We start from the raw sequence: 15,572 nt of genomic DNA on the forward strand, positions 1-15,572 counted from the left end.
TTCACTTCTTCGATGTGGATGACCAGATCAGCAGTCACTTCTACGAGCGTCTTGTGGAGGCGGCTGAGCGGAACGATGCCGATATGGCTTTCGCAGGTATGGTCAATGAGGCAGCACCGCAGTACACACAGCTCTTCACCAAGGAGCGGGTCTTCATCGATGTGGAGNAGAAGATGCGTGCCACCTATGTCGGCAAGTGGGGCTACGCCTGGCGCTACCTGATCAGGACTGATCTTATCCGAGAGCACGAGCTCAGCTTCCCTCTCGGGCGATACTGCGAGGACCTGCCATTCTCCTTCCGAGCAGTCTACTATGCCAATCGCATCGTCACCGTCCCCGGGGCGGAGTATTTCTATAGGCGAAATGAGGGCTCACTCTTGCTGGATCCGGATCGACACAAAGCGGTACAGGCAGATCGGCAGGAGATGATCGCCGATATCCGTCACTTTGCGAGAGAGCACCACTTCCGTATCCCCGGGCTGGAGGTTGGGCGTCTGCCGTATCTCCTTCGCAAGATCCGCTATCGCCTCTTTCCACCAAGGCGTGGCTGACGAGGGGGTTACTTATTGCGGGGATGGTGAGTGAGGATCTCGTCGCGGAGTCCGGTGAGCTCGACGTGGGTGTAGATCTCCGTCGTGGCGATGTCGGCATGTCCGAGCATGTCCCGGATGGCAGAGAGGGAGGCGCCACCCTCTAGCAGGTGGGTGGCGAAGGAGTGACGCAGAGTGTGTGGAGAGATCGACTTCTGGATGCCCACCTCCTTGGCCAGCTCCTTGATCACCATAAATACCATCTGCCGCGAGAGCGGTCGTCCGAGCCGGCTCAGGAAGAGGAAGTCGCGGCAGCCCGGTTTCTCCCGGATCTCCTGCCGGATCGGGATGTAGTCCATGATCCGCGCCACAGCCGTGTCGGACATCGGGATGAGTCGCTCCTTGCTCCCCTTTCCCATCACACGGAGGTACTTGTGCTCGAGGGAGAGGCCCTGAAATCGCAGCTCGCAGCACTCGCTGACCCGCAGACCGCAGCTGTAGAGCAGCTCCAGCATGGCGGCATTTCGCACGCCGTGAGCCGTACTCAAGTCGATGCTGTCGATGATCCGGTCGATCTCCTCCACCGTCAGCACCTCCGGTAGACGTCGACCGATGCGCGGCGCCTCCAGCAGGTCGGTGGGGTTGCTCTCTATGATCTCCTCCACGAAGAGGTATCGGTAGAAGGCTCTCACCCCGCTCACCACCCGCGCCATGCTCCGGGTGTCGAGTCCCAGGTCTGCGAGGTAGGCGAGGAAGTGCTCCAGATCGGGGTAGGTGAGCTTCAGCACCTCCAGCCCTTGGTCGGCGGCGTACTCGTAGAGGTGCTTGAGGTCAAAGGTGTAGCTCTTGATCGTATTGGGACTGAGGTTTCGCCCCAGGGTGAGGTACTCCCGGAAGTCCTCCACCAGTTCAGGTAGTTTTTGCTCGTCCTTCATGCCATCTTGCCGCAAGCGAGGGTATAGTAGGAGACGCTCTCAGCGCCTGCTGCCATCAGTGCGAGGGCACAGGCGGTAAGGGTCGAGCCGGTCGTCAGCACGTCGTCGATGATCAGCACCCTTCGGCGGGAGACGAGGTCGGGGTGAGGGGCATAGAATGCCTTCTTCATCGACTCCCATCGAGACTCTCGCCCTCGGTGGGTCTGGGTACCGTTGCTGTCCCGACGGGCGAGGAGTGTCTCATCGAGCGGGATGTCGAGGATGTCGGAGAGTCCGTGGGCGATGTAGGTCGACTGATTGTAACCCCTCCGGCGGAGACGGGAGGGGGTGAGCGGAACCGGTACCGCCACCCCTATATCAGCAAAGTGTCCCGCCCTGAGGTGCTCAGGGGCATAGAGCCGACTGAGTCGCTCTCCCAACTCGGGATGATCCTCGTACTTAATCGTATGGATAAGGTCTCGCACAGGGTTGTGGTGCGTAAAGCCGAAGTCGCTCCGGTACTCGGTAAAGGGGGCATGCCCCTCCAGTCGCTTCTCGGCCTCGTAGAGTGCTTCGGATCCGGGATAGCGGGGCAGGAGGTCAAGGCAGGTGGGACAGATCATCAGTCGGTTAGCGGATAACCGCTCACCACAGACGAGACAGTAGTGAGGGAAGAGCGTGCTGATCAGCTCGCTCGCCGCCACGCCGAACCACTCTGCTACTCGTACCATCGCTCCTCGTCCTCGGTCTCCACCGTGAGATCCATCTCCCGCAGCACCTCCTCGGTGATCTCATAGGGGTAGCCTCGGCCGTATGCTGCGGTCATCAGTCGTCGACGCAGGTCGTAGGCGGACTTGGCCTTCTTGCGGTACCGCTCCAGCTTGGGTGACAGGTAGCGCTCGAGGAGGTCGATCCACTTGTCGTCAGGGATCAATGCCAGTTCGCGCTCTATCGCCTCATCGGAGACCCCCTTGAGCCGCAGCTCCCGCCTTAGCATAAAGGGTCCCTTGCCGAGGAACTCCGTCTTGTCCGCCACGAAGTGCCGGACATACCGCTCCTCATTGATGAAGCGGTTCGCCCTGAGCCACTCCAGGATCCGCTCCACGTCTTCTGCGGCGATGGGCTCGAGGGACCACTTGTAGAGCTTGTCGGTCACCTCCTTCGCCGACCGCTCTGCCTTGGCGCAGTAGGCTCCCGCCTTAGTCAGCAGTCTCTTGTACTCCTTCTCCTCGATCATCACTTCTCCGCAAGTAGGAATCGCCGCTCCCCACGAAAGCCGGGAGCGAAGGTGACATCATACTCTCTCTCGACGAATAGGTGCCACAGTCGGTCGGCGGCGAGAGGATTGATCTCTAGCGCATATCGGGGTGCAGGACAGCGATCGAGGATCGCCTCGTAGAAGAGTGCCGGCTCCTCATCCGGGACGAAGAGTGCCAGCTCCGGCTCTCGCTCCGTCACGTGCGGCGCCATCTCCTGACGCTCCCGATCGAGAATGTAGGGAGGGTTGCTCACCACAAGGTCGACCGAGTGGGGAAGGGTAAAGGTGTCCAGTAGCAGGTCTGCCCTGAGGACGGACACCCGGTCGGAGAGACCGAGGGTCTCGGCATTTTGCCGTGCCAGTCGGACGGCATCCGGGCTGACGTCTATGGCGGTGACACGGATCTCAGGGTGGCGGTGAGCAAGGAGAAGGGCGATGGCGCCGGTACCAGTACCAAGGTCTGCCACTTCGTCTCCGGCTCTCAGCCACTCTCTCTTCTCGATCAGATCGCAGAGAGTGGCTGTCTCCGGTCGGGGAATGAGTACTCCGGGGGCAGTCGCAAGGGTCAGCTCCCCGAAGTCGGCACGGCCGAGGATGTACTGCAGTGGCTCGTGCTCTAAGAGTCGATCGGTGTAGTCCGTGAGGGTCTCGGTCTCCTTTTTCGTAAGTTTGTAGTCGGAGAGGATCATCTCAGGGTAGCCCCTCCCCGTCACTTCCTCGAGGAGACGGCGGGAGAGTCCGGCAGCCTCCCGCCGGTCGGTATAATAGCCGGCGAGGCGGTCTGCGGTATGACGACAATAGCCCTGGATATCCATATGTAGCAAAGATACAAGCATTTTCCATAAACAATGACAAGTGACGACGAGAGATACATGTGGCGAGCCGTCGACCTCGCCCGCCGTGCTGAGCTTCAGGCTGTCTGCCCCAATCCCCGTGTCGGAGCGGTGCTGGTCTGGCAGGATCGGATCATCGGGGAGGGGTATCATCAGCGGTGTGGAGAGGGGCATGCGGAGGTGAATTGTCTCGCATCGGTGGCGCCCGAGGATGAGTCGAAGATCCCCGACAGCACGCTCTACGTCACTCTCGAGCCCTGCTCCCATCAGGGGCGGACTCCCTCCTGCGCCCGTATGCTGATCTCAAGGGGCATCCGGAGGGTGGTCGTCGGTTGCCTAGACCCCAATCCGCTCGTCTCCGGACGGGGGATCAGCCTCCTGCGCCAGTCCGGCATAGAGGTCTCCGCCGGCTGCCTCGAGGAGCAGTGCCGGCAGGTGGCGCGTGTTTTTCTCACCAATCAGGAGCAGGGAAGACCATATATTATTCTGAAGTGGGCGGAGTCGGCGGATCACTTCCTCGATCGGCTTCGGCAAAGTCCGGATGAGCGCCCGTTCGCCTTCTCCACCCCTCATACCCGGATGCTGGTCCACCGGCTCCGGAGTTGCTGCAGCGGGATTGTGGTGGGAAGGAGGACCCTCGAGCTGGATCGCCCGTCGCTCACCAATCGCTACTGGCCGCTCTCGCCCTACTCGCCGAAGCGCTTTCTCCTCTCCTCGCAGGAGGTTGACCTGGAGCCTGGCTGGGAGCTGCTCCGCAGCGTCTCGTCGGAGAGTATGTCCTACCTCCTGATGGAGAATGTCACGTCGCTCCTTGTCGAGGGAGGGGCAGAGACGCTGAGGGCGTTCCTGGAGGCGGACCTCTGGGATGAGATCTACGTGGAGCAGGTGCCGGATGTGACGCTCGGCGAGGGGGTAAAAGCTCCATCGCTGGAGACTCTGACCCCTGACCGCATCCTGCTACGCGACCGACACCTGCTCTATCACTACACGAGAGAGTGATCCTCCACTACTTCAATCCCGGGTACGAGCTCTCCGCTAAGCGGGGACAGGCTCACTACACGCCGACGAAGCCCGTCCGTCAGTTGCGGCATGACCTTGCCACCCTGCCGATCTACTACGCTGCGGAGGGTGAGAGGGTGCTGGTGCCGGAGGACCTCCCTATGGAGCTGCGGACGGAGCGAATGGTCAACCGGGCGGAGGCGGGCGACCGGATCATGCCGTGGGGGGCGGCTCCGGAAGTTCCGGGGATCGGGTATGAAACGGATGTGATGCGCCGGCTCGCGAGTCGGGAGCGGTCACTGGAGTTGTGGAAAAAACTGTACGAGCCGTCGCTCTTTGGCCCCATGACATCCCCTCGTCGGGTTTCGGAGGAGAGCGAAGTGCCAAAGGAGGGACGCTGGGTCGCTAAACTCGACTTTAGCAGCTCTGGTCGTGGGGTCTTCTTCCCGAGATCCACAGAAGAACTCCAAGAAGTGCTCCGGAGGCATCAGGAGCTCTACTTAGAGCCGTGGCTCGATCGAGTGGCAGACCGAGGGTACGAGTTTGTCCGCCACCCCGATGGCGGGATCGAGTACGTGGGTGTCCATCTCTTCACCACTGGTCAGGGTCGCTATGGCGCCAGTCTTGTCGCCCCCCGGGAGGTGGTTCGGGAGCAACTCCGCCGGCAGCCCACCACGCCCACGCACGAGGAGTATGTGGCGCACCTGCTGGAGCGACTCCGAGGCTACGACTTCCACGGCTATGCCGGGCCCTTCGGCATCGACACCGTGGTCTGGAGGGATGGCGACCACCTGCGGCTCGCCCCCTCTGTGGAGATCAATCTCCGGTGGACGATGGGGCACGTCGCCCTCGAGCTGTCGCGCCGCTACGCCGAGCCAAGCGACCAGACCTACCTCTACGAGATCACCTCCTCTCAGAGCCTCACCGGCCTCCCCCTCTACCTCACCGACGCTCCACTCACCGACGCTCCCACTCTGCTCACTCCGACACTTCCAGACACCCGATTTGTCGCTCTCCTCCGTCCCGCCCCTAAGTGGTAAAAAATGGGTACTTTTGCCCAGCGAGACAGAAAAAATCATTACAATCAATACGTTCATCATATCTATGAAACTACTGGAGTCCATTGCCGAGAAGGCAAAGAAAAATGTTATGTCGATCGTCTTCCCCGAGGGCGAGGAGGAGCGGACGCTCAAGGGCGTCGATATGCTCCTTCGGGACAAGATCCTCACGCCTATCCTGATCGGCGACCCGGAGGTGATCCGGAGGAAGTCCGAGGAGCTCGGGCTGGAGCACATCCATGAGGCTCAGATCGTTTGCCCCAAGAGCAACCCCAAGAAGCAGGAGTACGCCGACCTCCTCTACGATCTACGCAAGCATAAGGGCATGACTCCCGAGCAGGCACTCGCCAAGGCTGAGGACCCGCTCTTCATCGGCTGCCTGATGATCAAGAGTGGCGATGCCGACGGCGAGGTATCCGGTGCGATCCACTCCACCGGCGACACCATCCGCCCCGCCCTGCAGATCCTCCGCACCGCCCCCGGTGTCAAGGCTGTGAGCGGCAGCTTCATCATCCAGATGAATGACCAGATCACGCCTAAGTACGGCTCCGACGGTCTCTTCGTCTTTGCCGACTGCGGCGTCATGATCTCGCCGAATAAGGAGCAGCTCGCTCAGATCGCCATCTCCTCCGCTGAGACCGCACAGTCTGTCCTCGGTATGGATCCCAAGATCGCCTTCACCTCCTTCTCCACCAAGGGCAGTGCCAAGGATGAGAAGGTCGACCTCATGGTCGAGGCTATGGAGTACACCCGCGAGATCGCTCCCGAGCTGAAGATCGACGGCGAGCTCCAGGTCGATGCCGCCCTCGATCCCACCGTCGCCGAGCTCAAGGCTCCCGGTAGTGAGGTGGCCGGTCACGCCAATGTCCTCGTCTTCCCCGACCTCCAGGTGGGCAACATCGCCTACAAGATCGCACAGCGTATCGGTGGTGCCACCGCCATCGGCCCGATCCTGCAGGGTCTCGACGGTGCCGTCAACGACCTCTCCCGCGGCTGCTCCCCCATGGACATCTACTACCTCGCCGCTGTCACTGCCCTCCAGGCTGCTCATCGTAAGTCTCAGAAGTAATATCAGGATATGAAGGTTTTAGTCCTCAATTGCGGCAGCTCGTCTGCCAAGTTTCAGCTCATCGACACCGAGTCGGAGCAGGTGATGATCAAGGGGAATGCGGAGCGCATCGGCGACAAAGAGTCGTTCCTCAAGGTCAAGACCCCGGACGGCAAGTCCAATACCATCGAGCAGTACTTCAGCGACCACACCCAGGCTGTCGAGCTGATCCTCAAGCAGCTCACCGACCCGCAGTACCACTGCATCTCCAGCCTTGACGAGATCGGTGCTGTCGGTCACCGCGTCCTGCATGGTGGCTCCGTCTTCACGAAGAGCTGCCTCGTTACCCCTGAGGTGATCGAAGGGATCAAAAAGTGCATCCCGCTTGGTCCACTTCATAACCCCGCCAACCTGAAGGGTATCGACGCTGTCTCACAGGTCCTGCCGAAGGCTCCTCAGGTGGTCGTCTTTGACACCTCCTTCCATCAGACGATGCCGGCGAAGTCCTACATGTACGCCATCCCTCGCCGCTTCTACGACGAATACCAGATCCGTCGCTACGGCTTCCACGGCACCAGCCACCGCTACGTCAGCCGCCGCACCTGCGAGATCCTCGGGCTTGATCCCGACCACAACCGTCTCATCTCCTGCCACATCGGCAACGGAGGCTCTATCTGTGCGGTCAAGGATGGCAAGTGCATCGACACCACGATGGGACTCACCCCGCTGGAGGGACTGATGATGGGTACCCGCTCAGGCGACATCGACCCCGCCGCAGTCCTTTATATCATGAAGAAGGAGGGACTCACCCCCGACCAGATGGACCACCTGCTCAATAAGGAGTCCGGCGTCCTCGGTGTCACCGGCAAGTCGAGCGACATGCGCGACATCGAGGCCGGTGTGGCTGCAGGCGACAAGGACTGCATCCTCGCTCTCGACATGTACGATCAGCGCATCAAGAAGTACGTCGGAGCCTACCTCGCTGAGCTGGGCGGTGCCGATGCGATAATCTTCACCGGCGGTGTGGGAGAGAATCAGGCCATCACCCGCGAGACCGTCTGCTCCGGCATGGAGTTCTGCGGCATCAAGCTCGACAAGGAGCTCAATGCCAAGGTCCACGGCACCGAGACCGTCATCTCTGCACCTGACAGCAAGGTCAAGGTGGTCGTCGTGCCGACCAACGAGGAGCTGGTCATCGCCCGCGACACCGTCGCCATCGTCACCGGCAAGATGAAGTAAATACTCTGCCGACATAACAAGCAAGCGAGAGGAGTCTGCCCCCATCCGGGACAGGCTCCTCTCGCTTTTTTTTTGCTCCTCAGCACCCGCTCCCATCACGCGTCACACTAATACCGGTAATAGGCGACACTAATACCGGTATTAGTCTCACCTATTACCGGTATTAGAATTCCTTGAGCACTACAGGCTGTTTGTCGGCTTGCTTTGGGGCACTCCGTACGTCTCTTCGCTAAGGGCTCGAGTACGTTGTCTCGTGAGGCGAAGCCGTTCTCGTAAAGTCTGTGTGTAGGAGGTGCGGTGGTGTAATACTTTTGCAATAGAATTAATAGCGGTATATTTGCCCACGAAATGGGAATTATACCGAATAAGAATATTATTAGAGAGAGGGTTGATATGGAGCGGCAGCCCTCTCGTCAGGAGGTGGTGTCCGCACGCAGAGGAGTGATGGCGCTCTCTCCGCTCCTTTTCTTCCTCCTCTTTTACCTCGGCTCCAGTATCCTGCTGAGAGACTTCTATGCCGTATCGATCACGGTAGCCTTTTGTCTTACGGCGATCTATGCGATGGTGCTGCCGGACGGGCTGTCGCTGGAGAGGCGGCTGGAGACGTTTGCACGCGGGGCAGGCGACAGCAATGTGCTGCTGATGATCTGGGTCTTTATCCTTGCGGGGATATTCTCCTCCGTCGCGCAGGCGATCGGAGCCATCGATGCGACGGTGGGGCTGCTGCTCTCGCTCCTGCCGTCGAGGGTCATGTATGCGGGGCTATTCGTCGTCAGCTGCTTTATCTCCTTCGCTCTCGGGTCGAGTGTCGGGACGATCGCTGCGCTGGTGCCGATAGCGAGCGGGATGGCGACGGAGATGGGCGGCGACGCCGGGCTGATCACGGCGATCATCGTCGGGGGTGCCTTCTTCGGGGACAACCTCTCCTTCATCTCCGACACCACCATTGCCGCCACCCGTACGATCGGCGTGCGGATGAGGGATAAGTTTCGCGCCAATATCCTGATTGCACTCCCTGCCGCGCTGGTTACCGCAGTCCTTTACCTGCTCCTCGGACAAGACGTACCGGAGGTGGCGCTCAGCACCACCGGCTCGTGGTACCTGATGCTGCCCTATCTGGCGGTGATCCTGCTCGCTGTCAGTGGGGTCAATGTCCTGGTCTCCCTGACCGCCGGCATCCTCCTCTCCGTGCTGGTGGGGCTCGGCACCGGGACGATCGCACCGGTGGAGGTGATGGCAAAGGCGGGTGAGGGTGTCTCGGGCATGAGTGACCTGATCATCGTGACGCTGCTCGCCGGCGGGCTGCTGGAGCTGATCCGGCAGCGTGGCGGGATCGACTTCATCGTCGAGCGACTGACCCGGCGGGTGTCGGGGAAGCGGTCGGGAGAGCTCTCCTTTGCCGCCCTCGTAGGACTGGCAAATGGCTGCACAGCAAATAATACCATTGCCATATTGACCACCGGCGGGATCGTGAGGGACCTCGGTGAGCGGCTGGAGATCGACCCCAGGCGGACGGCGAGCATCCTCGACATCACCTCATGCATCGTCCAGTCCGTCCTCCCCTATGGCGCACAGATGCTGATCGCCTCGGGGCTTACCGGGCTCTCCGTGACGGAGATCCTCCCTTATATGTACTACCCGATGATCCTGAGCGGGATGCTCCTTCTGTCGATCCTCCTTCGATTCCCATACCCGGTGCGAACCTCTGTGCTACCGCTCGAAGCCTGAGCGTGCCGGCACGCCGGCATCGTAGTAGTGCTTGATGCAGCGCATGTCGGTCACCAGGTCGGCAGCGGCGATCAGCTCCTCCGGTGCATAGCGACCGGTGCAGACCACCTCCACATGCGGCTCCCGGGCTGCGATCGCCTCGAGTAGCTCATTCGCGCTGAAGAAGTGGAAGTAGAGCGCTATCGTCACCTCGTCGAGGATCACCACGTCCCACTCGCCTGAGGACATCCCCTCAGTCGCGCGAGTCAGCCCCTCCCGCCCGTGACGCACATCCTCCTCGGACGGCTCGTGGATCAGGGCGCAGCCGAGACCAAATTGCTCGAAGTGGATCGAGGGAAGCAGCTCCTCCAGCCGGCACTCGTGGTAGCGCATGCTCTTGACGAACTGCCCCACGAAGACGCGCTTTCCCGCCAGTGCCGCACGCACCGCCAGCCCGATGGCAGCGGTGGTCTTCCCCTTCCCGTCCCCAGTGTAGACCTGCAGGTATCCCTTTTTCTCTCTCATAGTCACTCGTGTCTTGTGGAGTCAAAGGTAGAGAAATGATCTTGGAGTAGAGAGAAAAGGGGACAACATCACGTCCGGAGACTTTGCAATCGGGTTGCGGAAAAGTTCTCCTACCTTTGCATGCAAGAGAATAAAGATATGAATAAGAAATTACTGCGCCTGATCGCAGCCGCACTACTCCTGGCGGTGGCTGTAGTTATAGAGCACCATGTGGCTCTGCCTCTCTGGCAGCTGCTCCTCATCTACCTCGTCCCTTACCTCATCGTTGGGTACGATACCCTGTGGGAGGCGGCGGAAGGAATAGCGAAGGGAGAGCTGCTGGACGAGGACTTCCTGATGAGCATCGCCACTCTCGGCGCACTGGGGATAGGCTTCCTGCCGGGGGCGGAGAGCCAGTTCCCCGAGGCGGTCTTCGTTATGCTCTTCTTCCAGCTCGGGGAGCTCTTCGAGGAGTATGCCGAGGGGCGAAGCCGGCGGGCGATCTCTCACCTGATGGAGATCCGTCCCGACACCACCCATATCCGCCGAGGGGGAGAGGTGGTGGAGGTCCCCTCGGAGGAGGTATCCATAGGTGATACCATGGTGATACGCCCTGGGGAGCGAGTGCCCCTCGACGGCATCATTACCGAGGGCCGCTCCAGCCTCAATACCGTCGCCCTCACCGGTGAGAGCGTCCCTCGAGAGGTCTCCGAGGAGGACGAGATCCTCTCGGGATGCGTCAATGTCTCCGGACTGCTGGAGGCACGTGTGACGAAGAGCTTCGGCGACTCCACTGCCTCGCGGATCATCGAGCTGGTGGAGGAGTCCGCCGAGCACAAGTCCCGGAGCGAGACCTTCATCACCCGCTTCGCACGTGTATACACCCCGATCGTCGTGGGTGTGGCGGTGCTGCTTGCCATTGTCCCGCCGCTCCTCTCGGGCGACTTCAGTGGTCACTTCGCCACCTGGCTCTACCGGGCCCTCACCTTCCTCGTCGTCTCCTGCCCCTGCGCGCTCGTGATCTCCATTCCGCTCACCTTCTTCGCCGGCATAGGCGGTGCCTCGAGGGAGGGAATCTTGATAAAAGGTGCCAATTACATTGACCGGCTCGCCAAGACCAGCATCGTCGTGCTGGATAAGACCGGCACGCTGACGAAGGGAGTCTTCGAGGTGAATGCGGTCCACCCGGTGGCACAGGATGAGAATCATCTGCTGCACCTCGCCGCCCATGTGGAGCGCTTCTCCACTCATCCCATTGCTGCATCGCTCCGGGATGCTTACCCGGGTGAGCAGGACGACTGCAGCGTGGATCAGATCGAGGAGATCGCCGGCGAAGGCGTTACGGCGGTGGTGAATGGGCAAAAGGTGGCGGTCGGCAACAGCACCCTTATGGAGCGCATCGGGGCAGAGTGGCACCCCTGCGACCACGTTGGGACGATTGTCCATGTCGCCATCGACGGCGTCTATGCCGGACACATCGTCGTCTCGGACGCCATCAAGCCCGACGCCCGTGAGGCGATGGATGCGCTACGTCAGGCGGGAATCGCCCGCAGCGTGATGCTGACCGGCGACCACCGAGACGTGGCTGCCCATATCGCTGAGGAGACCGGAGTGACGGCATTTCACGCTGAGCTCCTCCCCGAGGATAAGGTAAAGAGACTGGAGGAGGAGCTGAATGCAGCCGAAGGGATGGTCGCCTTCGTCGGGGATGGGATCAATGATGCGCCTGCCCTCGCACGAGCCGACATCGGGATCGCCATGGGCGGTCTCGGATCCGACGCCGCCATAGAGGCGGCCGATGTGGTGCTGATGGACGACAAGCCCTCCAAGATCGCCCTCGCCATCCGGATCTCCCGCCGGATCCTCCGTATCGCACGGGAGAATGCCGTCTTCGCCATCGGTGTGAAGCTGCTGGTGCTCCTCCTCGCCGCCCTCGGTCTTGCGACGATGGGCATGGCGGTCTTCGCCGACGTCGGTGTGATGGTCCTCGCGATCCTCAACGCCATGCGCGCCCTCCGCAGCCCCAGATAACCGGAGGTGTACCTCATCACCGCACTGACACTGTGCCTGATGTTTTCTGTCCCGGTGCTCTTAGGTTTGCATAACTGGAGTGTCGCCCACGGCAAAAGCGTAGGAACAGACTCCCTGACCTGATCGGTTGATGAGTCAGCTCCTATTATGAGAAGAAGGACTAGTAGCCCAACCATTGATATCGAAAGGATCCCCGCCAGATGCCTCTGCCGGGGATCCTTCGAATAATTCCTGATCTGGAAAAGAAAGTTATCTGTTGTGACTCAGAGAGGTAACCACAGCATAGTATAGACAATATAATCTAAACACTCAATCCAGACCTGAAATATCCTCTATAACCCATTCTCCGTCCTGAATAACGAGATAAAGCGTGAATGTATTTCCGTCGCTAGTATCACCAACACAAAAGTCAACGGTTGCTTCGTTTCCATCAATTGACTGATCTGTGACTTTCACGATGTCTTGGAAACTAAGCTCCCTGTTTTGTGACCAATAATACATTTCTTTGTATAACTGGACTTCACTATTGATTACGCGGACAAGCTGCTTCTTCCGAAGAAGTTCCCAGAAATCATTAGTGCAGTGTTGTTTAATCCCCACACTGTATTCGGCTTCTATTTGGTCAAGGAAATCCTCCACGACCATAGTAGGGTCTATGAAAGGAAGCTCGATCTGTACGTCCGAATCTGAAGAGGAATTTTGCTTTTTGTCAGTTCCGCACGATGAGAGTGCGAAGACTAACAATAACATAGAAACTAAAGTGATTGATTTAAGTCTCATGTAACCATGTATTTAAAAGTGAAACTTGATATAATCAGTAAAAGTGCATATGAGAGTGAATTCCTGTCGCTCTAAGAGAGGACACCTATTAACACATTATCTCCTAGACCAGTTCTTCTGCTCTTTAAGATCACGAAGTCCTACAAAGACATCACTTCGACCATCGTCACCATAACGCAACCAAAGAATACCCTCTTCCTGTCCAGTGCGATCGGGAAGAGTTTTAATAAAGCGAATTATACTGTCATCATCCAACATATTACCTGACAAGCTAATCTTGTTTACCTTTTGGTTCTTAGAAACGTCCAAAGAATGAATCTTGTTATTTTCTAGGTTCATGTACTCAAGATCAGCAAGAGGACTCAAGTCAATTTCGCTAATTTCGTTATCGCTAGCCAAAATGTAGGAGAGTTTTGGAGAGTCTTGGGTGTTAATATGCTTTATGTTATTTCCAGATACGGACAAAGCCTCAAGGGAAGCATTCCCTTTTAATATCAAATCGACCAAAGAGTTTTCGTAAACCGTTAAAGAACGGAGTTCTTTAAGACCAGATACGTCTAATGATGCTTTCGTATTTGACCCATCCAGACTAATTGTTGCCTTTTGCAGAGATGACAATGGTGTAAGATCCAGAGCAAACGATGATTCTTCGGCGCAGTTCTCAGTCTCTTTTGGAGACACTAGAGTCAAATGCTTTAGGGCACAACCCTGTAGACTAAGTCCTTGCGAAGCACGAGTTGCCAAGCAATTCAAGGTTTCCAGTGAAGAACAGCCGGAGAGGTTGAGTTTCTCTAATGCGTAACACCATTGTAGATTCACCTTCTCCAAACTTGCCTGATTTGATAAATCCAGCTCTTTTAATTGTCTTGAATTAACCAGGTGTACATATTTTAAGGTTGAGTTGCCATTAAGCTTTAGTTTTGTAAATCCTGTACTGGAGGCATACAGCATCTCCAATGAGTCTCTTTCCGGGAACTCGATTTCTGTAATCGGATTATTAGATATATCTAATAGACGGAGAGAAGAGTTGTTGGTAAGCGATAAAGACTTCAGGTTGTTCAACGAGCAATCTAGAGCCTTAATGGATTTACACTTGGACAAATCCATAGCAACAAGATTGAGGCCGTTGACTGACAGCTGTTGCACTTTGCCATAGATTACAATGGTATCCGAAACCGGCTTAAAAGTCACCAAGCTACTATTGTTTATTTTGCTCCTCTCTATTATAGGGGAGAATGCAGGGACACCTTCCTTTTGGTAAACCTTATACTCTGGGTAGGTGTTGCAAAAATCTACGAAGTGTGTGACCTGTTCTCCCTCATCACATTGACCATTTAGATTTTTGTCTATCCAAATATTAGGCTGCTCCGAAGGATCGGCATTGATGGCCATAGCCACCCTACGACCATGGGATCGATTAGTAACAAGTGTGATCTGGTCCACCTCCTCTTTCTCGGTTTTAGAGTTCTGACAGGAGGCTAGGATGACAAGAGCGACTAAGAGTACTACACTATATCTGAGATTCGTTTTCATAACGCTTATTTTACATTGTATTATGGATGGGACCCATTGTACACGTGGAATATGTCTCCAACAGGATCTCTTTATTTAAGGATGTTGGGGGTCTTGTTTGAATTGCTAGCACTGTCACAACCGGAACTAGAGCTGCCGGAGGGTGCATATGTTGCAGGGAAAGAGCGGAGCCAGACCGGATCAAAAGTCTGAGCGGAGGAGATATACTTATTGTACACGCAGAGGATATCCTCTATCTCCAGGGCCGAGTAGTGCTCGAGGCAGGGATACAGGTTGCGCAAGATGTCGACATCAACCTTGTCGTTGACTATGCTGCTACCTGCACTAGATCCTAAGAGCGTCCTTGCGGACTGGTCCACGATGCTTCCGGTGCCATGCGTGTAGACATAGCGCAGAGGGATTATCTTTGGACATATCGAGCACCCAAGTCGAACGGCCATATCATAGACAGCAAGGAGCCCAATCCCGGATATCCCTCTGATGAGGCTATCTACCGTAGTAAATAGATCCTCAAAGTCTGTGTAAGTACGACCATATAGATTGGGTCGGTTCTGCTCAAGCACCTTCACTGCTTGTGGGAGAGCGTCAGGGTACGAGGCACCAAGTTGACTGAAGTGCCCATGCACAGCATGGCTGTCAGGGTTTGACTCAGCACAGCCAAAGGCACCATAGACGATGTCCTCTATCGTCCAGTAGGAGGATAGCCTCTGGCGACGCTGTAGGGAGTGATCTGCAAATGTCATAACGCCAAGTAACTATTTATGGTTATTTATAAATAAAAGCTCATCATCAAGATGTCACCAAATGACCATCTGTACGAAGCAACGCAGGGGATGTCGGCACGGTAGGTGCCGACATCCCCTGCGGGTGTGATCTATAGGCTTTAGTGGAGGGAGGGATCAGCGAAGACGCAGCTCTCTCTCTCTCTCTCTCTCTCTCTCTCTCTCTCTCTACGGAACGTGACGCTGCACTGATCTGCCGGTCATTCGCCGGAAGACAGTCAGATCTGGTGTGCCAATATGATGCGCCTGTGAGAGACATAGATGATGTGATAAAAATGCGAAAAGTGGTTTTAGTAATCTGAAGAATTCTATCACTTGACAAATGTATATAATAAATTTGTATTAGCAAATAGGTT

General features: G+C 57.2%; 14 protein-coding genes. 6 read left to right on the forward strand and 8 right to left on the reverse strand.

All coding sequences use genetic code 11. The features are described 5' to 3' along the window. Positions 1 to 559: 559 nt before the first annotated feature. From xerA to B088_RS06815, 4 genes are read right to left on the reverse strand one after another with little or no spacing between them, the layout of a single operon-like run. Positions 560 to 1,465: a site-specific tyrosine recombinase/integron integrase gene (gene xerA, locus B088_RS06800; RefSeq protein ID WP_018107667.1), complete on the reverse strand. Its 906-nt coding sequence runs from the start codon at positions 1,463 to 1,465 to the stop codon at positions 560 to 562. Beyond that, complete coding sequence (locus tag B088_RS06805; RefSeq protein ID WP_018107668.1) at positions 1,462 to 2,175, reverse strand: ComF family protein; 714 nt, start codon at positions 2,173 to 2,175, stop codon at positions 1,462 to 1,464. The genes xerA and B088_RS06805 overlap by 4 nt, the downstream gene beginning before the upstream one ends. After that, the gene (locus B088_RS06810; RefSeq protein ID WP_018107669.1) at positions 2,163 to 2,681 is read right to left on the reverse strand and encodes a regulatory protein RecX; all 519 of its coding nucleotides are present in this window, start codon (positions 2,679 to 2,681) and stop codon (positions 2,163 to 2,165) included. Before B088_RS06810 ends, B088_RS06805 begins: the two co-directional genes overlap by 13 nt. After that, complete coding sequence (locus B088_RS06815) at positions 2,681 to 3,517, reverse strand: N5-glutamine methyltransferase family protein (RefSeq protein ID WP_018107670.1); 837 nt, start codon at positions 3,515 to 3,517, stop codon at positions 2,681 to 2,683. The genes B088_RS06810 and B088_RS06815 overlap by 1 nt, the downstream gene beginning before the upstream one ends. A 33-nt stretch (positions 3,518 to 3,550) precedes the next feature. On the opposite strand from B088_RS06815, the gene ribD reads away from it, so the two are divergent. From ribD to B088_RS06840, 5 genes are all read left to right on the forward strand, one after another. Then, on the forward strand, positions 3,551 to 4,534 hold the full coding sequence (gene ribD, locus B088_RS06820; protein ID WP_025081774.1) for a bifunctional diaminohydroxyphosphoribosylaminopyrimidine deaminase/5-amino-6-(5-phosphoribosylamino)uracil reductase RibD: 984 nt from the start codon (positions 3,551 to 3,553) through the stop codon (positions 4,532 to 4,534). Then, positions 4,531 to 5,574 (forward strand): hypothetical protein, encoded by a 1,044-nt coding sequence (locus B088_RS06825; protein ID WP_018107672.1) that lies wholly within the window; start codon positions 4,531 to 4,533, stop codon positions 5,572 to 5,574. The genes ribD and B088_RS06825 overlap by 4 nt, the downstream gene beginning before the upstream one ends. A 64-nt stretch (positions 5,575 to 5,638) precedes the next feature. Then, a complete protein-coding gene (gene pta / locus B088_RS06830) occupies positions 5,639 to 6,661 on the forward strand; it encodes a phosphate acetyltransferase (RefSeq protein ID WP_025081773.1) in 1,023 nt (340 codons plus the stop codon). A gap of 9 nt (positions 6,662 to 6,670) precedes the next feature. Beyond that, complete coding sequence (locus B088_RS06835) at positions 6,671 to 7,879, forward strand: acetate/propionate family kinase (protein ID WP_018107674.1); 1,209 nt, start codon at positions 6,671 to 6,673, stop codon at positions 7,877 to 7,879. A gap of 393 nt (positions 7,880 to 8,272) precedes the next feature. After that, positions 8,273 to 9,607, forward strand: coding sequence for a Na+/H+ antiporter NhaC family protein (locus tag B088_RS06840; RefSeq protein WP_018107675.1), 1,335 nt, complete (start codon positions 8,273 to 8,275; stop codon positions 9,605 to 9,607). Here the strand turns inward: B088_RS06840 and B088_RS06845 are convergent. Continuing rightward, positions 9,590 to 10,111 carry a cob(I)yrinic acid a,c-diamide adenosyltransferase gene (locus B088_RS06845; protein ID WP_018107676.1) on the reverse strand — a complete coding sequence of 174 codons (522 nt, stop codon included), beginning with the start codon at positions 10,109 to 10,111 and terminating at the stop codon, positions 9,590 to 9,592. The genes B088_RS06840 and B088_RS06845 overlap by 18 nt on opposite strands. Before the next feature lie 138 nt (positions 10,112 to 10,249). Between B088_RS06845 and B088_RS06850 the strand changes: the two genes are divergently transcribed. Next, positions 10,250 to 12,121, forward strand: a complete 1,872-nt coding sequence (locus tag B088_RS06850) for a heavy metal translocating P-type ATPase (protein ID WP_018107677.1) — start codon at positions 10,250 to 10,252, stop codon at positions 12,119 to 12,121. A gap of 309 nt (positions 12,122 to 12,430) precedes the next feature. Here B088_RS06850 and B088_RS06855 read toward each other — a convergent pair whose 3' ends face one another. From B088_RS06855 to B088_RS06865, 3 genes are all read right to left on the reverse strand, one after another. Next, positions 12,431 to 12,871: a hypothetical protein gene (locus B088_RS06855; RefSeq protein WP_018107678.1), complete on the reverse strand. Its 441-nt coding sequence runs from the start codon at positions 12,869 to 12,871 to the stop codon at positions 12,431 to 12,433. 126 nt (positions 12,872 to 12,997) lie between these two features. Continuing rightward, positions 12,998 to 14,434: a leucine-rich repeat domain-containing protein gene (locus B088_RS06860; protein WP_018107679.1), complete on the reverse strand. Its 1,437-nt coding sequence runs from the start codon at positions 14,432 to 14,434 to the stop codon at positions 12,998 to 13,000. Positions 14,435 to 14,505: 71 nt separating this feature from the next. After that, positions 14,506 to 15,177 (reverse strand): hypothetical protein, encoded by a 672-nt coding sequence (locus B088_RS06865; protein ID WP_018107680.1) that lies wholly within the window; start codon positions 15,175 to 15,177, stop codon positions 14,506 to 14,508. Between the last annotated feature and the right edge of the window lie 395 nt (positions 15,178 to 15,572).

Source organism: Porphyromonas bennonis DSM 23058 = JCM 16335, from assembly GCF_000375645.1.
Taxonomy (GTDB): domain Bacteria; phylum Bacteroidota; class Bacteroidia; order Bacteroidales; family Porphyromonadaceae; genus Porphyromonas_A; species Porphyromonas_A bennonis.